At 61.9% G+C, this 21326-nt stretch carries 17 protein-coding genes; 8 read left to right on the forward strand and 9 right to left on the reverse strand.

Annotated features, from left to right (window positions below; all coding sequences use genetic code 11):
- Positions 1–9 precede the first annotated feature (9 nt).
- Together VIM95_RS01300 and VIM95_RS01305 are read left to right on the forward strand one after the other, a co-directional pair.
- On the forward strand, positions 10–528 hold the full coding sequence (locus VIM95_RS01300) for a GNAT family N-acetyltransferase (protein WP_331981941.1): 519 nt from the start codon (positions 10–12) through the stop codon (positions 526–528).
- A 17-nt stretch (positions 529–545) separates the two neighbouring features.
- Positions 546–3116 (forward strand): [protein-PII] uridylyltransferase, encoded by a 2571-nt coding sequence (locus VIM95_RS01305; protein WP_331981944.1) that lies wholly within the window; start codon positions 546–548, stop codon positions 3114–3116.
- 29 nt (positions 3117–3145) lie between these two features.
- Here the strand turns inward: VIM95_RS01305 and VIM95_RS01310 are convergent, their stop codons facing one another.
- Entirely contained in the window at positions 3146–4771 is a 1626-nt protein-coding gene (locus VIM95_RS01310) for a FapA family protein (protein ID WP_331981947.1), read from the reverse strand.
- 168 nt (positions 4772–4939) lie between these two features.
- Here VIM95_RS01310 and VIM95_RS01315 point away from each other — a divergent pair, with 168 nt between their 5' ends.
- Positions 4940–6841: an ATP-binding cassette domain-containing protein gene (locus tag VIM95_RS01315; RefSeq protein WP_331981950.1), complete on the forward strand. Its 1902-nt coding sequence runs from the start codon at positions 4940–4942 to the stop codon at positions 6839–6841.
- A gap of 39 nt (positions 6842–6880) precedes the next feature.
- Here VIM95_RS01315 and VIM95_RS01320 read toward each other — a convergent pair whose 3' ends face one another.
- A complete protein-coding gene (locus VIM95_RS01320) occupies positions 6881–7618 on the reverse strand; it encodes a substrate-binding periplasmic protein (RefSeq protein ID WP_331981953.1) in 738 nt (245 codons plus the stop codon).
- Between the two features lie 185 nt (positions 7619–7803).
- Here VIM95_RS01320 and VIM95_RS01325 point away from each other — a divergent pair, with 185 nt between their 5' ends.
- Positions 7804–9396 (forward strand): peptide chain release factor 3, encoded by a 1593-nt coding sequence (locus VIM95_RS01325; protein WP_331981956.1) that lies wholly within the window; start codon positions 7804–7806, stop codon positions 9394–9396.
- A 68-nt stretch (positions 9397–9464) separates the two neighbouring features.
- Here the strand turns inward: VIM95_RS01325 and VIM95_RS01330 are convergent, their stop codons facing one another.
- On the reverse strand, positions 9465–10940 hold the full coding sequence (locus VIM95_RS01330; RefSeq protein ID WP_331981958.1) for a methyl-accepting chemotaxis protein: 1476 nt from the start codon (positions 10938–10940) through the stop codon (positions 9465–9467).
- 431 nt (positions 10941–11371) lie between these two features.
- Here VIM95_RS01330 and VIM95_RS01335 point away from each other — a divergent pair, with 431 nt between their 5' ends.
- The 4 genes from VIM95_RS01335 (at position 11372) to VIM95_RS01350 (ending at position 14166) form a co-directional block, all read left to right on the forward strand.
- Complete coding sequence (locus VIM95_RS01335) at positions 11372–12475, forward strand: hypothetical protein (protein ID WP_331981961.1); 1104 nt, start codon at positions 11372–11374, stop codon at positions 12473–12475.
- Positions 12476–12564: 89 nt separating this feature from the next.
- Positions 12565–12873: a (2Fe-2S) ferredoxin domain-containing protein gene (locus VIM95_RS01340; RefSeq protein WP_331981964.1), complete on the forward strand. Its 309-nt coding sequence runs from the start codon at positions 12565–12567 to the stop codon at positions 12871–12873.
- Positions 12874–12875: 2 nt separating this feature from the next.
- The gene (locus VIM95_RS01345) at positions 12876–13496 is read left to right on the forward strand and encodes an alpha/beta hydrolase (protein ID WP_331981967.1); all 621 of its coding nucleotides are present in this window, start codon (positions 12876–12878) and stop codon (positions 13494–13496) included.
- Between the two features lie 10 nt (positions 13497–13506).
- Entirely contained in the window at positions 13507–14166 is a 660-nt protein-coding gene (locus VIM95_RS01350) for an energy-coupling factor ABC transporter permease (RefSeq protein WP_331981970.1), read from the forward strand.
- Here VIM95_RS01350 and VIM95_RS01355 read toward each other — a convergent pair.
- The 6 genes from VIM95_RS01355 to VIM95_RS01380 all read right to left on the reverse strand — a co-directional run bounded on the left by VIM95_RS01355 (position 14163) and on the right by VIM95_RS01380 (position 21325).
- Complete coding sequence (locus VIM95_RS01355) at positions 14163–15122, reverse strand: ABC transporter substrate-binding protein (RefSeq protein ID WP_331981973.1); 960 nt, start codon at positions 15120–15122, stop codon at positions 14163–14165. The genes VIM95_RS01350 and VIM95_RS01355 overlap by 4 nt on opposite strands.
- Positions 15123–15208: 86 nt before the next feature.
- Positions 15209–15811 carry a peroxiredoxin C gene (locus VIM95_RS01360; protein ID WP_331981976.1) on the reverse strand — a complete coding sequence of 201 codons (603 nt, stop codon included), beginning with the start codon at positions 15809–15811 and terminating at the stop codon, positions 15209–15211.
- A gap of 220 nt (positions 15812–16031) precedes the next feature.
- Positions 16032–18335 carry a Tex family protein gene (locus tag VIM95_RS01365; protein WP_331981979.1) on the reverse strand — a complete coding sequence of 768 codons (2304 nt, stop codon included), beginning with the start codon at positions 18333–18335 and terminating at the stop codon, positions 16032–16034.
- A 79-nt stretch (positions 18336–18414) separates the two neighbouring features.
- Complete coding sequence (gene asd, locus VIM95_RS01370) at positions 18415–19524, reverse strand: aspartate-semialdehyde dehydrogenase (RefSeq protein WP_331981982.1); 1110 nt, start codon at positions 19522–19524, stop codon at positions 18415–18417.
- A gap of 245 nt (positions 19525–19769) precedes the next feature.
- Positions 19770–20840, reverse strand: coding sequence for a 3-isopropylmalate dehydrogenase (gene leuB / locus VIM95_RS01375; protein WP_331981985.1), 1071 nt, complete (start codon positions 20838–20840; stop codon positions 19770–19772).
- Positions 20837–21325, reverse strand: coding sequence for a hypothetical protein (locus VIM95_RS01380; RefSeq protein ID WP_331981989.1), 489 nt, complete (start codon positions 21323–21325; stop codon positions 20837–20839). The genes leuB and VIM95_RS01380 overlap by 4 nt, the downstream gene beginning before the upstream one ends.
- Between the last annotated feature and the right edge of the window lies 1 nt (position 21326).

Here is a 21326-nt window from a genome sequence, read left to right on the forward strand (position 1 = left end):
GCGTTTTTTATGGCTAATCGCGACGGAGAAGTGCAGGTGCTGGGTACCGTAATGCTGAGCCGGCGCGGTGATGCGGAACAGTTGCTGGCGTTGCAACGGCTGGCCTATGCGCAGGAAGCTGCGCTGATCAACTACCCTGCCCTGCCGCCACTCAGGGAGTCGCTGGACGATTTGATGCGTTGCGGCGAAACCGTATTGGCCTGCTGGCAGGCGGGTGACTTGCTGGCGGCACTGGGCTATGAGTGTGATGACGAAGCGCTGACCATCTGCAGGTTGGTCGTTCACCCTGCGCATCAGCGGCAAGGTTTGGCCGCCCGCTTGCTGGCTGCCGTACTGCAGGCAGCAGATGGTGTGCCTGTACAGGTCTGCACTGCGGCGGCAAATGCCCCAGCTTTGGCCTTGTATCGGCGCGCCGGCTTTATTCCTCAACGACATATGCTGACGCCAGACGGTCTGGCCCTGGTCCTGTTACAGTACCCGATGCCCGCCAAGACGGCGGCTTCGCCTGACGTCGACCACTCGCCCTAGCCAGACCCCGCACCGCCATGAATGCACCCGTCTCCATTCCTGATCTGCGCCGCCAACTGCAGACCGCCCGTGCGGCGCTTTACGAGGGTTACCACGACCCTGAACAAGCCGCCGCGCTGGTAGAGGCCGATGCGCTGCTGGTGGATCAGTTTCTCTTGGCCCGTTGGCAGGAGCTGCAGATTGATCCGGCCGTCGCGCTGATCGCGGTGGGGGGGTATGGGCGCGGGCAGCTCTTTCCGTGCTCGGACATCGATCTTTTGATGTTGCTGCCCGAGGATTCAAGCCAGGCTACCCTCGATAAGCTGCAGGACCTGATAGGCCTGCTGTGGGACCTGGGCTTGGAAGTCGGTCACAGCGTACGGACCATTGCCGAATGTATCGAGGAGGCGGGCAAGGACATTACGGTCCAGACCACCTTGCTGGAAACCCGTCTTTTGGCAGGCTCGACTGCGGCCTATGCCGAGCTGGTGCGTACCGTGTTCGCGCGACTTGATCCGCGGACCTTCTTCGAAGCCAAGCTCTTGGAGCAGCAACAGCGGCACGAGCGCTACCAGGGCTCGGTGAACAAGCTCGAACCCAATGTCAAAGAAGCGCCCGGTGGGCTGCGCGACCTGCACCTGATTCTTTGGCTGGCGCAGGCCTGCAAGCTGGCTTGTGACTGGGGAGAACTGCACAAAGCCGGGGTGCTGACCGGCCAGGAGCTACGCAAGCTCAAGCGTGCAGAAAAGATGCTCTGGTCCTTCCGTATCGCTCTGCACCTTACGGCGGGCCGGCGCGAGGACCGCATCCTGTTCGATTATCAGAATGCCCTGGCCAAGCGCTTTGGCTATGCCGATACCGATGCCAATCGCGCCAGCGAGCAACTGATGGCGGTGTACTACCTGTCTGCCCGTATCGTGGCGCAGCTGCAGCCGCTGATCATCCAGGCCATACGCCGCAAGCTCTACGGGCGTGCCCAACTGGAAGTGCGTCAGCTCAACGAGCGTTTTGTCGCACGTGGTCACTTGCTTGAGATCGCCCGGCCGGATGTCTATGAACAGACGCCATCGGCCATCCTGGAGACCTTCCTGGTCATGCAGCAGCACCCGGAACTCACGGCGATCGGGGCCGACACCCTGCGTGCGCTTTGGCATGCCCGGCCGCGTATCAATGCCGCCTTCCGGCGCGATCCGGTCAACAAGGCGCTGTTCATGGAGATCGTCCGCCAGCCTTGGGGCACTACCCGGGTCATGCGGCGGATGAATCAATACGGCGTGCTGGGGCGTTATATCCCGGCCTTTGGCAAGATTGTCGGGCGCATGCAGCACGATCTCTTCCATGTCTACACCGTGGACGAGCACATCCTGATGGTACTGCGCAATCTGCGCCGCTTTGCCACGCCGGCCTTCAACCATGAATACCCGACCTGTTCGCAGCTGATCGAAGCGTTCGAGCGGCCCGAGGTGCTCTATCTCGCGGCGCTGTTCCACGACATCGGCAAGGGGCGCGGTGGCGATCACTCCCAGCTCGGTAAGGTGGACGCCCGCGAATTCTGCGAGGCGCATGGCCTGGCGGACGAAGACACTGATATGGTGGCATGGCTGGTCGAGCATCACTTGACCATGTCCAGCGTGGCCCAGAAGCAGGACGTCTACGATCCGGACACCGTGGCCGAGTTCGCCCGGATAGTGAAGGACGAACGCCACCTGACCGCCCTCTACCTGCTGACCGTTGCCGATATACGTGGCACCAGTCCCAAGGTCTGGAATGGTTGGAAGGCCAAGCTGCTGGAGGACCTGTTCCGGGCTACCCGCCGCTACCTGACCGGCGAGACGTTGAACGCCACCGACGCGCTTGATGAGCGCCGCTCGGAGGCCGCCAGCCTGATGCGGCGCCACGGCTTGCGTGACGATGCCCATCTGCCCTTCTGGAAGACGCTGGATGCAGTCTACTTCCTGCGGCACGATGCGCCGGAGATCGCTTGGCATGGGCGGGTGCTGTGGGGGCGCTACGACAAGGACGAGATCGTGGTGCGCGCCCGTCCGGTCGAGCAGGACGAAGGCTTGCAGGTCCTGGTCTACTGCCCGGACCGGCCAGACCTGTTTGCCCGTATCTGTGCCTTTTTTGAGCGGGCTGGCTACAGCATCTTCGATGCCAAGATCTACACCACCCTGCGCGGCTATGCCCTGGACAGCTTCTACGTGGATATTGCCGATGGCCGGGATACCGACTACCGCGACCTGGTGGGCTATATCGAATACGAGCTGGCGCAGCTGATTGCCCGCAACGAGCCGCTACCACCTCCGCTCAGCGGCCGCTTGAGCCGGGTGCTCAAGCATTTCCCGTTGCCACCGCAGGTGCTGATCCGTCAGGACGACAAGCAGAAGCTGCATATTCTGTCCCTGGTCGCCGGCGATCAGCCGGGCTTGCTGTCGCGTATCGCGCGGGTGCTGTCCACCCACGGCATTGGTATCCACTCGGCCAAGATCATGACCTTGGGTGAGCGTGCCGAGGATACTTTCACTATCTCGGGCGCTGCGTTGGCCGACCCGAAGTCGCTGGTTCGGCTGGAGGCCGATCTGATGGAAACGCTGCGCGTGCAGCGTTGAGGGGCGGGGCGTCCTGCCCCCGCTCTCGCTCAACCTATGACGATTTGGTCGTCTACCAAGCGCACCCGGCCACCGGCTTTGTCCTCGACCACCTGCATGAGCTTTTGCCCGAACTGCAGATTGACCCCGCCGTGAATACGCTTGGGCGCTTCGATACTGGCGCCTTCGGTCATCTCCAGTTGTTCGGCCAGGTCGCTGAGCTTGGCGTCGAAAGACTTGATCTCGGTTTCATAGATCGAACGGGTATGTTCGGCCTTCTCCCGCATCCCGCCTACCGCCTTGGCCGGGTTCTGGTCAAAGAAGGCCAGCAACTGCTTAAGCTTGGCCAGCTCTTCCAGCTTGCGTTTGCGCTGTTGCTCGGTTTGGGTGCGTTCCGCGCTCAGGTAGGGGTTGAAGCCGACCTGTACCAGGGTGGGCGTACCTGAGGGCGAGCCCAGCGTAGGTGCCCTTACCAGCAGACGGGCGCGGGCGTGGCCACCAATCAGGCTGCCCTGGTTGCTGCCAGGTTTACCGATGACGATGCAATCGCCTGCCGATAGCTCGCTCTGGCGTATACCGCTCTCGGCCTGGATGGACTTGGCGGCTTCGATGATGGCATGTTCGATGAATTTGGCCTGCACCGAGCCATTGCACTGGATGCGGGCCGTGGTCGGCTCTCCGTCCGCGGTCGAGCCGTGCTCGGCCTTGCCGATGATGCCCCCCTTGCAGACCACGTTGCCGCCGGCAATGATCTCGGCGGCCTCGATGGTGCCGCTGACCACGACATCGCCCTGTACTCGTACCGACATGCCGGCCTTGATGTCACCCTTGACCTGGATGGTGCCGTCGAAAGTGATATTACCGGTGGAAAGGTCAACATCGACGACGTCGACCAGCGGGTTCACCGATACGCCGTTCTCGGTCAGGCTGGGGGCGCCGGCGATGGTGGCCAGCAGAAGATCGGGGTTCTTTTCGTCCGGTGCCGCGCCGGGCAAACCCTTGTTGAAGGGTGGGTCCGGTACCGGTTTGGCAGGGACCGGGCGGTCGAATACGTCCACCCCGTTCTTGCCCTGCACCGCCGGGGTGCGTTTCATCAGCGGCGTGCCGGGGTCGACCACGATCAAGTTGCCCAGATCGCGGTAGTCCACCACGTCACCCTCGTCATGTTCGAGCCGTTGCGCTTTGAGTGCCTCCAAAAGGCTGTCGAAGCGGGCTGGGATGCCAGACTCGGGTTCCTCGCCCTCGGCAATGATCAATTCGTTGCACTGCCCTTTGAGCAAGGCGTCAGCGAGCTCTGCTTCGTGTAGGCCGTGGCTGATGTTGCGTGAACGGATCGCTTCCCGCACTTTTTCCGCTGGCACCGGCTTGCCTCCGCGCGGTGGCACCAGGGTCAGCCAAGCGCACATCCGGCTGGGGGAGACGGAGATGTCGAAGCTGCCGTCGACCTGTGCCCCTATCGTCATGGATAGCGGCTCGGCCATATTGCGTATTTTGTCGAGGAAGGCTGTGATGGTGGCTTCGTCGAGCGCGCACTCTGCCCAGCCGCCGGCTTCCAGCTCGGCCTGTAAGGCGGCGCGGTCGGGCGGTGCTATGCCGTCGATGGGCGTATAGCTGACATTCAGTTGACGTGTGGCGGCATCGACGCTGACGGCCAAGGTGGTGACGACTTCGTTCATGTTGTCCCTGCTTCGTTTTTATATATAGCAGTTTGCTAATGTAGCCTGTTGTTCAGCAACTTATCGGCATTTCTTCAGCTAACTTCACACTAGTTGCATGATTGATGCAGCGAGAGACTTGGCGACGCCCGGTATAATTGGTCGTTTTACAGCCCCGTCTGCCTCTCCATGCCTGTCCTGATTGTTGAAAATGCCTGCTTGGCCTTTGGTCATGTCCCCCTGCTAGATCACGCCGATTTCGTGCTTGAGCCTGGTGAACGGGTTGGCTTGATTGGTCGTAACGGCGCGGGCAAGTCCTCGCTGCTCAAGGCGATTGCCGGCGTCGCCAAGTTGGACGATGGCGTCATCCGGGTGTCCAACACCCAGCGGGTGGCCTACGTGCCGCAGGAGCCGCCCATGGACCCGGCGATGACGGTTTTCGAGGCGGTCGCCGACGGCTTGGGCGATCTGAAGCAGATCCTCAAGGACTACCATGCCGCCTCTATTGCGGCCGAGAGCGACCCGGCTGCGCTGGAGCGGCTGATGGATCTGCAGCACGAGCTGGAAGCACGCGATGGTTGGCGGCTCGATTCCCTGGTGGCGAGCACCCTGAGCAATCTGGGCCTGCCTGCCGAGAAGAAGGTCGGTGAGCTCTCTGGCGGCTGGAAGAAGCGTGTGGCCCTGGCCCGCGCCCTGGTAGCCGAGCCTGAGCTGCTGCTGCTGGATGAACCGACCAACCATCTGGACCTGTCGGCCATCGAATGGCTGGAAGGCTTGATCCGTAATTTTGCCGGCGCGGTGCTCTTGATCACCCATGACCGCCGTTTCCTGGACAATGTCTCCAACCGTATCATCGAGCTCGATCGTGGCCGCTTGAGCAGCTTCCCCGGCAACTTCAGCATCTACCAGGAGCGCAAGGCCGAGATGCTGGCTCAGGAGGCGGTGGAGAACCAGAAGTTCGACAAATACCTGGCCCAGGAAGAAGTGTGGATACGCCAGGGCATCAAGGCCCGCCGTACTCGCAACGAAGGCCGCGTACGGCGTCTGGAACAGCTGCGCCGCGACCGTGCCGCGCGGCGCGAGCGGGTAGGCAATGTCCAGTTCTCGCTGGATGCGGGCGAGCGCAGCGGCAAGCTGATCGCTGAGCTGGAGCATGTCAGCAAGGCCTATGATGGCCGCGTATTGATCCGCGACTTCAGCACCCGCATCTTGCGTGGCGACAAGATCGGCCTGATCGGCCCTAATGGTGCCGGCAAGACCACCCTGCTGAAGCTGATCCTGGGCGAGCTGCAGCCCGACAGTGGCACGGTGCAGCAAGGTACCAAACAGGAGATTGCCTACTTCGACCAGTTCCGCTCGGTGCTGCCTGAGGATGTGGCGATCTGCGACGTGATCAGCCCGGGTAGCGATTACGTGGTGATCGGCAACGAGAAGAAGCACGTGATCAGCTATCTGGAGGACTTCCTGTTCGCGCCGCAGCGTGCACGCAGCCCCGTCAAGTCGCTCTCAGGCGGCGAGCGGGCACGTCTGCTGTTGGCCCGCCTCTTTACCCAGCCGGCCAATATCCTGGTATTGGACGAGCCGACCAACGACCTCGATATCGAAACGCTGGAGTTGCTCGAGGAGCTGCTGGCCAATTACAGCGGTACGGTCTTCCTGGTCAGCCATGACCGGACCTTCCTCGACAATGTGGTGACCCAGGTCATTGCCTTCGAGGGCGATGGCAAGCTGATCGAGAACCCCGGTGGCTATGACGACTGGGTGATTGCCCGCAGCCGTATGCAGGCCAACGCCAAGGCTCCCGCCAAGGTTGAGCCGGCCAAGCCGGCACCCGCTCCGACGCGCACCGCCAAGCCGGTCAAGCTGAGCTTCAATGAGAACCGTGAGCTGGACCAGCTGCCTGGCGAAATCGAGACGCTCGAAGCGGAGCAGGCCGAGCTGCAGGAGCGCCTCCTGGACCCGAACGTCTACCGCAATGCGCCGGTTGATGCCGCTACCTGGCAAGCTCGTATCGAAGAGATTGACCTCTTGGTGGTCGAGAAGATGGAGCGCTGGGACGTATTGGAGAAGAAGCGGCTCGGGGAGCAGTAAGGGTTGTGGCTCTGGGCCGGCCTATGAAGCAGAGGCGGCTCAGGGCGTCAGGGGCAGGCGCCGCATGATGCGATCGTATTCGCCGTTGCGGCGTATTTCTGCCATACCCTGGTTGAAGTCGGTCAGTAGCTTTTGGTAGCCGGGTTTTTGTTTGGCTATGCCGAGGTAGAGCGGCATGGTCAGGACCGGGGGCTCCAGCCAGGTCACCCGCGCCATGGCCGCCGGCAGGTCGTTGCGTAGCAGCCAATTGCCGACTGCCCTGTCGATCAGCACCAAGTCAAGGCGACCGGCATCGAGCTTGCGCAGATTGGTCAGGTCATCGACTGCTTCTTCGGTACGCAAGCCGGCGGCCTCAAAAGCCGGGGGATTGGCGTAACCACGTACCGTACCGATCAAACGGGTCTGCAGGCCTTGCAGATTGCCGACATCGAGCGCCTGCTCGCGGCGGCCGTAAAAGCCGATATGAGTGTCCAACAGGGGGGCGGAATAGGCCAGGTAGCGCTCCCTGTCGGCCTGGTACCAAACGGCGACCACGCCGTCGTACTTGCCGGCCTGCACTTCCTGCAGCAAGCGGGCCCAGGGCCGGAAGACCAATTTGAGGTCGTAGCCGGCGGCCTTGAAGGCGGCACGGCTGACCGCAGCGACGGTCCCCTCCTCTGCCAGCTTGCCGCTGAAATAAGGCGGGTAGTCGGTCGAGACGAAAGTGACCTGCTTGGCCGCTTGTACCATGGGACAGAACAGGCCGAGCAAGGCGAGGATCAGGGCGAGTCGGCGCATGGTTCCGAGAGGACTGGTCGGTGAAGAAGGTCTACCTTTAGTCTATCCAACCTGGCAGGCGTGACCAAGCCGCTTTGCGGGCTTGTTGTCGCCATGTGCCGGCGGCGCTAGCAAGGGCAAATCGACTTTAATCGTGCACTGGCCTACAATCGCGCCCTTTTCTCATTGAATTCAGGCAGCTAGCCATGTCGCCCATTGCTCAGGAAGTCGCTCGTCGGCGTACCTTCGGCATCATCTCCCACCCTGATGCCGGTAAAACGACCTTGACCGAGAAGTTGCTGTATTTCTCGGGTGCCATCCAGATGGCGGGTACTGTCAAGGGCAAGAAGACGGGCAAGTTTGCGACCTCCGACTGGATGGAGATCGAGAAGCAGCGCGGTATTTCGGTTGCCTCCTCGGTGATGCAGTTCGAATACCGTGAGCATGTCATCAATCTGCTCGATACCCCCGGTCACCAGGACTTCTCGGAAGACACCTATCGCGTACTGACGGCAGTGGATAGCGCATTAATGGTGATCGACGCGGCCAAGGGCGTGGAAGAGCAGACCATCAAGCTGCTCAACGTCTGCCGCTTGCGCGATACGCCCATCGTCACCTTCATGAACAAGTATGACCGTGAGGTGCGGGATTCGCTGGAGCTCTTGGACGAGGTGGAGAGCGTGCTCAAGATCCAGTGCGCGCCTATCACCTGGCCCATCGGCATGGGCAAGACCTTCCGTGGCGTGTATCACATCCTCAAGGATGAGATTTTGCTGTTCTCGCCGGGCGAGGAGCGTGACATCGAGGATGTCGAGATCATCAAGGGTATCGACAACCCGCGTCTTGACGAACTCTTCCCGCTCGAGATCGAACAGACCCGCATGGAGCTTGAGCTGGTCCGCGGTGCTTCCCATCCGTTTGATCTCGAGGCCTTCCTCGCCGGTACCCAGACCCCGGTGTTCTTCGGTTCCGCCATCAACAACTTCGGCGTGCGCGAGATTCTCAACGCGCTGATCGAGTGGGCGCCGGCGCCGCAGCACCGTGATGCGACCGCACGCGATGTCAAGCCTGATGAGGAGAAGTTCTCCGGCTTCGTATTCAAGATCCAGGCCAATATGGACCCCAAGCACCGCGACCGGATTGCCTTCCTGCGCGTTTGCTCAGGCAAGTTCGAGCGCGGCATGAAGATGAAGCATCTACGCCTGGATCGCGATGTGGCGGCCAACTCGGTGGTGACTTTTATGGCTGCCAGCCGTGAGCAGGTGGAAGAGGCTTACGCCGGCGACATCATTGGCGTGCCTAACCACGGCAATATCCAGATCGGCGACAGCTTCTCCGAGGGTGAAAAACTGTCCTTTACCGGCATCCCCTACTTTGCACCGGAGTTGTTCCGTACGGTGCGGATCAAGAATCCGCTCAAGCTCAAGCAGTTGCAAAAGGGCTTGCAACAGCTGGGTGAAGAAGGTGCCGTGCAGGTATTCAAACCGCTTAGTGGCGCTGACATCATTCTCGGGGCCGTGGGGGTGCTGCAGTATGAAGTGGTGAAGAGCCGGCTGGAGAACGAATACGGTGTCGATGCCGTATTTGAGAGCTGTGCCATCCATAGTGCCCGTTGGGTCAGCTGCGAGGATGCGCGCATGCTGGCGGACTTCGAGAAGAGCCTGGTGCTCAACCTGGCCCGCGATGCTGCCGACAACCTGACCTACCTGGCGCCCAACCGTGTGAACCTGCAACTGGCTGAGGAGCGCTGGCCCAAAGTCCGGTTCCATGCCACGCGTGAGCATGCCGCCAAACTATAAGCCTGGCCTGTATTGGATCAGCAAAAGAAAAGCCGCCCTTGGGCGGCTTTTCTTTTGCGGTCTGATGGTCAACGTTGGATCGTGCTGTCCAAGTTGCGCATGGTGCTGTCCAGCGTACCCACCGCACGGGCGATGGCTTCGGCCGAGCCGCTAGCCTCCACCATGCTGGCGCGGAAGGTCGAGATGTCGCTGGCGATGGCCTGGAATTGGCCAGACTGGCGCGCGCCATGGCGGGCCACGTCGCCGATCAGCCTGTTGACCCGCTCTGCGCCGGCAATGATGTGATCGAGATGCTGACTGGCCTCGCCAGCACTGCTGCTGATCTCGCCCATGCGCTGCTTGCCTTCCTGCATGGCAGCCATGGCCTCGCCAGTGCTGGTGAGCATGGCGCCGATCTTGGTTTCGATCTCATGGGTTGCTGCACGGGTACGTTCAGCCAGCTTGCGAACTTCGTCGGCCACTACCGCGAAGCCCCTGCCCTGCTCACCGGCGCGGGCTGCCTCGATGGCGGCATTGAGTGCCAGCAGATTGGTCTGGTCGGCAATCTCGCGTATCACCTGAACAATGCCGCCGATTTCATCGCTGCTATGGGCCAACTGCTCGATCCGGTCGGCCGAATCGCTGACCACCGTGGTCGCCTTGGTCAGGTTGGCAAGCGTACGGTTCATGGCCTGGCCACCCTCGCTGGCCAAGCGGCCGGCCTGTTCGGCTTCCTGGGCGGCCTGCTGCGATTGCTCCGCACTATGGACGGTCAGCGTAGCGATCTGGTCCACGGTCTGCGCCATCTGGTCCACTTCGCTGGCTTGCTGCTGCATGGTCTGGCTGATGGAAGCGGTACGCTGGCTGATCTGCGCTGTCTCGCGCGAGGCGGTACCGATGGCGCCGGTCACCTGGCCCAGCATCGCTTGCATGGCCGTACGGCCCTGCTCTGCCTGTTCCAGCGCCAGTTCTGCCTTTTCCACGCTCTTGAGCTTGCCGAACTCGAACACGAGCGCCAAGAGGAAGATGACGATGGTCAGCCCAATGAGCGAGCGGAACTGTAGCTGAGGATGCAGTTCCGGTCCCAGCGGGCTGGCCGGCAAGGCCCAGCCATGCCGGTTGGCAACAAAGAACAGCACGATGGCCAGCAGCGAACAGACGCTCCAGAACATGCCGCTTTTCTTGCCGCCTATGAACATGGAGGTGATGGGGACCAGCAGGAACCAGGGAGCGGAAGAGGATTCGATGCCGCCATTGACATAGCACATCCACACCACCATGCCAAAGAACACCGCAATGGCATATTCGCGCACCAGGGGGAGCAGGCCGGTGAGCTTCATCAGGAAGGCTGCGCTCAGCATCAGTGCGCCAGCCGTCAGGATGCCGCCGCCCATGGCGGTGTGGCCCAGCTTGAAATAGTTGATGGCGAAGATCGGTACGAAGATCGCTGCCAGGAGGGCTGCGCTGACGACGTTGCGGGCGCGGCTGAGATCGAGCGGGTTCTGGCGGATGGTGTCGGGGATAAACCAATCCAGCGTGCTGCTGAAGGCCTTGCTGATGGACATGCGTGTCGTCTCCTTGAGCTGCTTGTATACAGTCTGTCCTTATATTCTAAAGCAAGCGCTTGAATGAATCGATGCTGTCGCAGCGTAGGAGCGGGGCAAGTAGACAAAAAAACGGCCAGGCGATAGGGCCTGGCCATCAAAGATACAAAGGAGAATAGAGGAGAAACATCGAATAGGTGCACCTTGCACTCATCGATATTAGTATCTTCTTTTATTGGTACGATAGTGTCAAATATTATTTGTACTGTCGTACCGTTCTGCGAATTTCCGAAGTCTCACAAATCCGGACTGCTCTCGATGGGGTGCTTGGGCCGCCTTGGGGGCGCTGCCGCGGGAATCTCTTGGCCGCGCTTCCTTAGGGATGGCCCCGGTGCTCAGTTGGGTGAACGGGGTATAATCGGCTTTTGCTGATTTCCCCTCATTCTCCGTCCATGCAAGCCCTTCCTCTTCTGCCCGATCCTCGTCGCTATGGCGGCGAGCCCGCCAACTTGCATACGCTGGCCAGCCAGCTGCTCAATGAGCGCAACCTCGGTCGCCTGGTGGCGGCGGAGTCTGCCCTGGATCAAGCGCTGCACTCTCTTTTGGAGGCCGGAGACGATGCTGCCATTGAGATGGCTCTGCAGACGGCACCCAATATGGCGGTGGTGCGTCTCTTGAATGAGCGCCTGCGGGTAGCGGTTGAGCGGCCGGCCGCCGGCAGTACAAGGCATGCAGTGCTGTTCGCCATACCGTTGGTGTTGGTGGCCGGTGTGCGGGGCAAGCATGTGATCGAAGGGCAACTGCCCGATGTGGCAGCCGTGCAGGATCTATTGACCGAGCAAGGCTTGTTCCGTGCCGGTGCCGAGATCAGCCTCTCCGGCAAGCTGCTTGACCGTGACCAATTGCTGGCGATCAATCCCAGCCAGCTGGCGCGCTGGCGCGATGTGCTGCAATACGCTTCCGGCGGCCTGCCGCATGACTTCACGCCTGCTCCGGTCCAGGTGGATGGTGATGGCGTCTATCTGCGCTACCTGGTGGGCGTGGCCATGCAGCCGGCGGACGAAGCACCGGTGGTGCAGCTCAATGCAGCGTCTGGCGCCTGGGCCATGGCGCTGACCAAACTCTTGAGCAACCAGCTCAAGCACGATGCCATGACGCTGTTCCCCTTGCCACGCGCGCCGCAGACTTGGCTTGCCGCGCTGGATGATGGCCGGGTGGCGCAGCAGGAGATCCGCTTCCAGGTCTTTGCCAGCAATACTTTGCGCAAGCTGCGCGAAGCCGGCGAGACGCCAGTGGCGGTTCTCTCCAGCCATGACAGCGGCGAGCTGCGGGTGACGCTGGGCGCCGAGAAGAACGGTGAGGAATGGGCTGGCTTTATCTGGCCGCTGGGACCGCTGGACCGGGTCGATGCTGTCCAGCACATGATGGTCGAGCTGCTGCGTGAGTGTCACCACGACGATATCCGTGTGCTGACCGAACTCTTGCCCACCGTGAAGGACAATCTGCCCTACTTCCCGCTGCCGACCGAGCTGCCGCAGGCCGCAACCCGACACTGAGCCTGGTGAGGTCTGCCGTAGGCAGGCCTGCCTATCGAACTTTCCCGACCCATGACCAAACGGTTCGGGGCCTATCCAGAGGCTAATCGATGAGCTACTTCAAGCACCACGTCTTCTTCTGCACCAATCAACGCCCCAATGGTGAGAGCTGCTGCAACGACTTTGGCGCTAGCGAGATGCACAGCTACGCCAAGAACCGCGTCAAGGAACTGGGCTTGGCAGGTGAAGGCAAGGTCCGCACCAACAAGGCCGGTTGTCTGGACCGCTGCGCGCTCGGCCCGGTCATGGTGATCTATCCCGATAATGTCTGGTACCAATACGTGGACAAGGAAGACGTCGAGGAAATCATCCAGGAGCATCTGGTCAACGGCCGTGAAGTGGCGCGGCTGAAGATCTGATCATGAAGTCCCCCCAATTTCAGCCCATCACCATCGCCGGGCCAGCCGGTGGCCTCGATACCCTGATGCTCGATAGCGCCTGGGATGAAGGCGCGCGCGGCGTCGTGCTGGTGGCCCACCCCAACCCGACCCAGGGCGGCACCAACACCAACAAGGTGGTGCAGACCCTGGCCAAGGTCTTTTCCCGCCAGGGCTATGTGGCTTACTGCCCCAACCTGCGGGGGGTGGGCAAAAGCGAAGGCACGCACGATTTTGGCGCCGGTGAGGTGGACGATATGGCGGCGGTGCTGGCCTATGCTCGCGCTGCCCATCCTGGTCTGCCCATCGTGCTGGCCGGCTTTTCTTTCGGTACCTTTGTACAGACGCAGCTGCGTGCCCGGCTGGCGGATGGCGAGATTGAGCGGTTGGTGCTGATCGCCCCGGCTACCAGCAAGTGGCAGTTCCCTGGTGTGCCGGCCGACACGCTGGTGGTGCATGGCGAAGAGGATGACGTCGCGCCGCTGCAGGCGGCTTTCGACTGGGCCCGCCCGCAAAGCCTGCCCATTGTGGTGGTGCCGGGGGCCGGTCACTTCTTCCATGGCAAGTTGCCCTTGCTGGCGGACATTGTGAACCGTAGCTTCTGAGCAGATCCCGATGCAGCTGCGCGCCGAGCTCTTTCCGCCGGTCCTGCTCTGGGCCGGTAATGGCCTTGCGCTGTGTGGCTTGCTGTGGACCAGCGGGCGCGTTCCCTGGAGGCGACTAAGCCAGCCCCAGCTGACTGGCTGGCTGGGCGCTAGTACCTTGATTGCGGTGCTCTGGCAGTTTGCTGCCAGCATCAAGCCGGGACTCAGCTTCCATTTGCTCGGCGCATCGGCGCTGACCCTGATTGCCGGGCGGGACAAGGCATTGCTCGGCATGGCGGCGGTGGTCCTGGCCAGCTGCGCCAACGGCAGCGGTGATTGGTTGGCGGCCGGCTGGAGCTGGCTGCTGGGTGGGGTGCCGCCCGTGCTGCTGGCTGCGACATTGCTACCGCTTAGCCGGCGCCATCTGCCGCCGAACTACTTCAGCTATTTTTTTGCCAATGCTTTTTTCGGGGCGGCCCTGAGTTTCTGCGCGGCAGCCTTGTCGTTGCTGCTGTTTCACCTGCTCAGCGGTAGCTACACGCTGGCCTATCTCTTGGCAGAGGCCCTGCCCTACTACCTGTTGTTCAGCTGGTCAGAGGCCTTTACTACCGGCATGGTGATGGCGGTACTGGTGATCTACCGTCCGCAATGGGTGGAGAGTTTTGACGATAGCGCCTACCTGCAGAGCTAACGAGTCCTGCGTTGCCAACCTTGGTACTGGCGGACATTGTCACGAGTGACCAGGCTGGTTGGTAGTAGCTTGACCCGCGGCGCCTGCCGGCCCTGCAATAGCGCGACCCCGATCTGCACCGCCTGGCTGGCCATCTCGTAGGGATCCTGGCTTGCAGATGCTTGGATCAGGCTATCGGACTGCAAGGCCTTTTCCACGTCCGGCGCCCCGTCCACCGAGGTGATCAACAAGCGGCGCCCCGCCCGCCGGGCGGCCAGGTCGGCGCCGACGGCCTGGCGGTCATTGATGGTGAAAACCCCGTTCAGCTCAGGGAAGCGTTGCAACTGCGCCTGCATCAGTTGCATGCCACCCCAGCGTGAGGCCTTGCCATCCTCGTTGTCCGATAGCACCTTGATGCCGGGGTAGGCCTGCAAGGCATTGTGGCAGCCGGCTACCCGCTCGATGACCGACGAGATCTGCGGTCCATTCTGGATGACGACGCGGCCTTGCCCTTTGAGCGCGCTGGCCAGATAGCTGCAGGCCAACTCCCCTGCCTGGCGGTTATCGGTCCGTACCTCGGCATCGACGCCTTCGGCCGTGACATCGACGGCGACCACGATGATGCCGGCAGCCCGGGCTGCTGCTACCGCATCCTTGAGGCCGTGATAGTCCGCGGCATTGATCAGCAAGAGATCAACGCGTTGCTCGATAAACTCATGGATATGCCTTATCTGGCGCTCGACCGAATATTCATTGACCCGGGTGGTCAGTTTCACCGCCGGGTTGATGCGCTTGGCCTCAAGCTCGGTACCCTTGACCAGGGCAACGTAGAAGGGATTCTCCAGCGAGGAGATGCTGAGCGCCAGGGTGTCCAGCTGCCTCACCTCGCCCAGCGCCTGCAGGCTACCTGCAAGCAGCAAGGCCGCAGCCCATACTTTGTACCCCAGTGCCCTGTGCTGCTTTGTTTTGATATCCATGCCTGCAATCTAGCTGCTGGCTGGCAGCTTGGATAGACAATAAAAAACCCCGCTTGCGCGGGGTTCTGGGTACAGCGCGGCGCCAATTACAGGGCGCTGGCGTTCTCGGCCAGGTATTTGGCCACGCCGGCAGCGTCAGCCTTCATGCCAGCCTTGCCCTTGTTCCAGCCGGCCGGGCAGACTTCGCCGTGCTCTTCGGTGAACTGCAGGGCGTCGACCACGCGCAGCATTTCGTCGATGTCGCGGCCCAGCGGCAGGTTGTTCACGACTTGGTGTTGTACCACGCCGTTCTTGTCGATCAGGAAGGAGCCGCGCAGGGCGACGCCATCGGCGTGCTCCACGTCGAAGGCCTTGCAGATCTCGTGCTTGACGTCGGCCACCAGGGTGTAGCGAACGGCACCGATACCGCCCTTGTCCACCGGAGTGTTGCGCCAGGCGCTATGGGTGAACTGGCTGTCGATGGACACGCCGATCACTTCAACGTTACGGGCCTTGAATTCTTCGATGCGATGGTCGAAGGCGATCAGCTCCGACGGGCACACGAAGGTGAAGTCCAGTGGGTAGAAGAAGACCACGGCGTACTTGCCCTTGGTGGCGGCGCTGAAGTTGTAGTTCTCGACAATTTCACCATTGCCCAGTACGGCGGCTGCGGTGAAGTCCGGCGCTTGCTTGTTAACGAGTACGGCCATCTCGGTTCTCCTGAATGAGGTTGGACAAAGACGTTCGAATTTAGGCTGCGCGCAGCCTGACGTCCAATTGAATCCTTGCAACATGTCAATAGTCATTAACTATTGAAACGTTGCGATCGGTAATTATTCAGTATGCACCGAAGCGCCGCGCGACGCCAGGGGCGCGGTGCTTCGGTAGGTCAACACTGTCAGGCAGCGGTATTGCGACGTTGTGACAGTCTCAGCGCTTTAGCGCAGCAAAGGCGGAAGCCATGGCCGTCTCCGCCTGGGGCTGCTTGTCCTGGCGAGGCTTGCCCACCGGGGCCGGGCCGCGGTTGCCACCACGGGGCTCGCTGCTGCCGGGCTGATCGGCCAGCCGCATGGTCAGCGCAATCCGCTGACGCTTCACATCCACCTCCAGCACCTTCACCTTGACCACATCGCCCGCCTTGACCACTTCACGCGGGTCCTTGACGAATTTGGTGGAGAGCGCTGAGACGTGCACCAGCCCGTCCTGGTGTACCCCGATATCAACGAAGGCGCCAAAGGCGGCAACGTTGCTGACCACGCCTTCGAGGATCATGCCGGGTTGCAGGTCCTTGATGTCCTCGACGCCGTCCTGGAAGTTGGCGGTTTTGAACTCGGGGCGTGGGTCACGGCCTGGCTTGTCGAGTTCGGCCAGGATGTCGCGTACCGTGGGCAGGCCGAAGCGCTCGTCGGTGTACTCGGCGGCATTGAGCTGCTTCAGGAAGCTTGAGTCACCCAGTACCGACTTCACCTCGCGGCGGCTCTTGAGCAGGATCTTCTCAACCAGTGGGTAGGCTTCCGGGTGCACCGCCGAGGCATCGAGCGGGTTGTTGCCATTCATGATGCGCAAGAAGCCTGCAGCCTGCTCGAAGGTCTTGTCACCCAGGCGAGGCACCGATTTGAGGTCCTGGCGGCTATGGAAGGCGCCATGTGCATCGCGATGGGCAACGATGTTGGCTGCCAGGGTCGGGGTGAGCCCGGAGACGCGCGCGAGCAGCGCGCTGGAGGCCATATTGACGTCCACGCCGACGGCGTTCACGCAGTCCTCGACCACGGCATCCAGCGAGCGGGCCAGCTCGCCCTGGTTCAGGTCATGCTGGTATTGGCCTACGCCGATGGCCTTGGGGTCGATCTTGACCAGCTCGGCCAGTGGGTCCTGCAACCGGCGGGCGATGGACACCGCCCCGCGCAGGCTCACATCCAGTTCGGGGAATTCCTTGGCGGCAAGTTCAGAGGCCGAGTACACGGAGGCGCCGGCCTCGGAGACGACGATCTTCTGCATCTTGAGTTCGGGGTTGCGCTTGATCAGTTCGGCGGCCAGCTTGTCGGTCTCGCGGCTGGCGGTGCCGTTGCCGATGGCGATCAACTCGACCTGATGCTGCTTGGCGAGCCGGGCTAAGGTATGCAGGCTGCCTTCCCAGTCGTTGCGTGGTACGTGCGGATAGATGGTGTCGGTGGCTACGAGTTTGCCGGTACGGTCCACGATGGCCACCTTCACGCCGGTACGCAGGCCGGGGTCCAGGCCCAGCGTGGCACGGGGACCTGCAGGCGCGGCCAGCAGCAGATCCTTGAGGTTGCTGGCAAAGACCTTGATCGCCTCGGTCTCGGCTGCCTCGCGGATACGGTTGGTCAGTTCGACCTCCAAGGACAGGAAGATCTTGGCACGCCACGCGAGGCGTACACCGTCCAGCAGCCAGCGGTCAGCCGCCCTGCCCTGATCTCGGATATTGAAGCGCAGCGCGATGCGAGCCTCACCGGCGCTGGCGCGACCTGCCGGCAAGTCGGCATCCTCGGGCAGCAGCAGGGTGAAGTTGAGAATTCCTTCATTGCGGCCACGCAAGATGGCCAGCACGCGGTGCGAAGGCGCACGCGACAGTGGTTCGCGGTGGTCGAAGTAGTCGGCGAACTTGGCGCCCTCCTCGCGCTTGGCCTCGTCGGCCAGGCTGACTACCAATTCCGCACGACTCCACAGCAGCTCGCGCAGCTCGCCCAACAGGCCGGCGTCTTCCGCGTACTGCTCGATCAGGATATGGCGGGCACCATCCAGTGCCGCCTTGCTGTCTGCGACCCCCTTTTCAGGGTCGACATAGGACGCTGCCTCTGCCTCGGGGTTGAGCGACGGGTTGCCGAGCAGGGCCTCGGCCAGCGGTGCCAGGCCGGCCTCGCGGGCGATCTGGGCGCGGGTGCGGCGCTTCTGCTTGTAGGGCAGGTAAAGGTCTTCCAGGCGTTGCTTGTTGTCGGCACTGAGGAAGTCGGCATGCAGCTCAGGGGTGAGCTTGCCTTGTTCCTGTACCGAGGCCACCACCGCCGCACGGCGTTCTTCCAGTTCACGCAGGTAACGCAACCGTTCTTCTAGGTGGCGTAGCTGGGTATCGTCCAACCCGCCGGTCACTTCCTTACGGTAGCGGGCGATAAAGGGCACGGTTGCGCCCTCGTCCAGCAGGCCGACGGCGGCGTTGACCTGGCCGGCGTGGCAGTTGAGTTCCTGGGCAATGCGGTGTTCGATGGATGGCAGCATGAGGGTGTCGGGAAAAATGCGGCCCGGCGTGTGAACGCCGGGCCGCAAGGTTTTGATACTGAAGTGTTTTTTGCTGGACTTACTTGTCCAGCAGAATGCGCAGCGTACGGCGCAGCGGTTCGGCCGCACCCCACAGCAGTTGGTCGCCGCAGACAAAGGCAGAGACGTACTCCGGTCCCATGTTCAGCTTGCGTACGCGGCCCACGGCGATGTCGAGCTTGCCGGTCACCGCGGTCGGAGTCAGTTCCTTGACGGTAATCGCGCGGTCGTTGGGCACGAACTTGACCCACTGGTTGGTGCCCTTGATCAGCGATTCGATCTCGGTCAGCGGCAGGTCGCGGTTCAGCTTGAGCGTCAGCGCCAGGCTGTGGCAGCGCATGGCGCCGATGCGTACGCACAGGCCGTCGACCGGGATGGGCTTGCTGTTGCCCAGGATCTTGTTGACCTCGGCCTGACCCTTCCATTCTTCCTTGGATTGGCCGTTGTCGAGCTGCTTGTCGATCCAGGGGATCAGGCTACCCGCCAGCGGCGCACCGAAGTGATCGGTCGGCAGGCTGTCAGCGCGCATGGTCTCTGCCACGCGGCGATCGATTTCCAGAATGGCCGAGGCCGGGTCCTGCAAGAGGTGGGCGACGGAGGCGTTGAGCGCACCCATCTGGGTCAGCAGCTCGCGCATATGCTGGGCACCGCCACCGGACGCGGCCTGGTAGGTCATGGACGAGACCCATTCCACCAGGCCGGCCTTGAACAGCCCACCCACGCCCATCAAGAGGATGGAGTTGGTGCAGTTGCCGCCGATGAAGTCCTTGTCACCCTTGGCGATGGCAGTCTTGATGCCATCGAGGTTGACCGGGTCGAGCACGATAACCGCTTGCTCTTCCATGCGCAGGGTCGAGGCGGCGTCGATCCAGTAGCCATTCCATCCGGCAGCGCGCAGCTGCGGGTGGATCTCGGTGGTGTAGTCACCACCCTGACAGGTGATGATGACATCCATGCCCTTGAGGTCGGCAACGGACTTGGCGTCCTTCAGCGGGGAACTGCCGCGGCCCACATCGGGTCCGGCACCGCCAACATTCGAGGTGGTGAAGAATACGGGGTCTACCAGCGCGAAGTCATTTTCTTCGCGCATTCTTTGCATCAGCACGGAGCCCACCATTCCGCGCCAACCGACCAAACCGACTTTCAACATGATTGCGTTTCCTATGATCCAGTTTTTAAGTGAAGCCTCATACCCTGGATCGGCAATACTTGCTGGCAGCTTTGGCAATGGGCCAAACGCAATACGCCATCAAAGCCTCGAGTTGAGGAATCAGCAGTTTACCGCATGACGGATGCGTCAGGGGCAAATCGCCAGGGTTGCGGCAGGGATGGATTCTGCGCAAGGCCAAGCCATTGCGGAATGCTATCCCTGCTTATAGTTCTTATAAGAATGACTTATTGCTTGAGGGCGGCAACCACGGCGTCGCCCATGGCCGAACAACTGACCTTCTGGGTACCTTCCTCGTAGATGTCGGCAGTCCGGTAACCCTGGCGCAGCACGGTCTGCACGGCACCTTCGATACGGCTGGCGATGTCTTCGCGGGCAAAGGTGTAGCGCATCATCATGGCGAGGCTGAGGATGGTGGCCAGTGGGTTGGCCAAGTTTTTGCCGGCGATATCCGGAGCCGAACCATGGCAAGGCTCGTAGAGGCCCTTGTTGTTGGCATCGAGCGATGCCGAGGGCAGCATGCCGATGGAGCCGGTCAGCATGGAGGCTTCATCGCTCAGGATGTCGCCAAAAATGTTGCCGGTAACGATCACGTCGAACTGCTTGGGGTTGCGCACCAGCTGCATGGCGGCGTTGTCGACGTACATATGGCTCAGTGCGACGTCCGGGTACTCGCGGGCAACGTCGGTGACGATCTCTTTCCAGAATTCGGTGCATTCGAGCACATTGGCCTTGTCGACCGAGCAGAGCTTCTTGCCCCGCTTGCGGGCGATATCGAAGGCTACTTTGGCGATACGGCGGATTTCCGATTCGCTGTAGCGCATGGTGTTGTAACCCTCGCGCTCGCCGGCGGCGTTGACATGGATACCGCGCGGCTGGCCGAAATAGATATCCCCAGTCAGTTCGCGCACGATCATGATGTCGAGGCCGGCAACTACCTCGGGCTTGAGGGTGGAGGCACCGGCCAGCTCCGGGTAGAGCATGGCGGGGCGCAGGTTGCCGAACAGGCCCAGGTCCTTGCGTATGGCCAGGAGGCCGCGCTCGGGGCGCTTGTCGCGCGGCAGCGTGTCGTACTGCGGGCCGCCAACCGCACCCAGCAAAATGGCGTCGGCCGCGCGGACGGCATCGCGGGTAGCGTCGGGATAGGGTTCGCCATACTGGTCGTAGGCGGCGCCGCCCAGCGGCACGGTCACGGTCTCGAACTGCAGGCCGTCTGCCTTCAGTTGGTCCAGCACGCGCACGGCCTGCGCAACGATTTCCGGGCCGATGCCGTCACCGGGAAGAATGGCGATTTTCATGGTTGTCCCTCTGGAGTCTTGGTTTGTTCGAGCAGGGCTCGTACTACCTGGTAGCAATCTTCGATATGCGCGTCACCCAGCCGGGTGACGACGCCGTAGCTGATACCCGCGGCCACAGCCTGGCCGGCAATGGGTACGAAACGCAGCAGGGTCTTGCCGATCAGGCGGGCCCCGGCTTTTTTCAGTATCAGTTTGGCCAGCTGCTTGGTAACCAGCTTGCCGATCAGTTCGCTGCCCGCCCGTCCGGCAGTCAGCAGAATGTATTTACGTGTGTTGTGGTCAAGCTTGGCGAGCTCGGCCTGGGAGAGGCCGAAGCGGCTGCTGATGGTTTCGAGCAGGGTGGAGAACACCACCACGTCGGCCATCATGTCCATGCCGGGCACGGGAATGACGGCGGCGCCGGCCGAGATGCCGGCGCGCTGGCGTACCAGGGTCCGGCATTCCAGACGTAGCGCTTCCAACTCGCTCAGTGTGGTCGGCAACATA

The organism is Chitinimonas sp. (assembly GCF_036568685.1).
GTDB lineage: Bacteria > Pseudomonadota > Gammaproteobacteria > Burkholderiales > Chitinimonadaceae > Chitinimonas.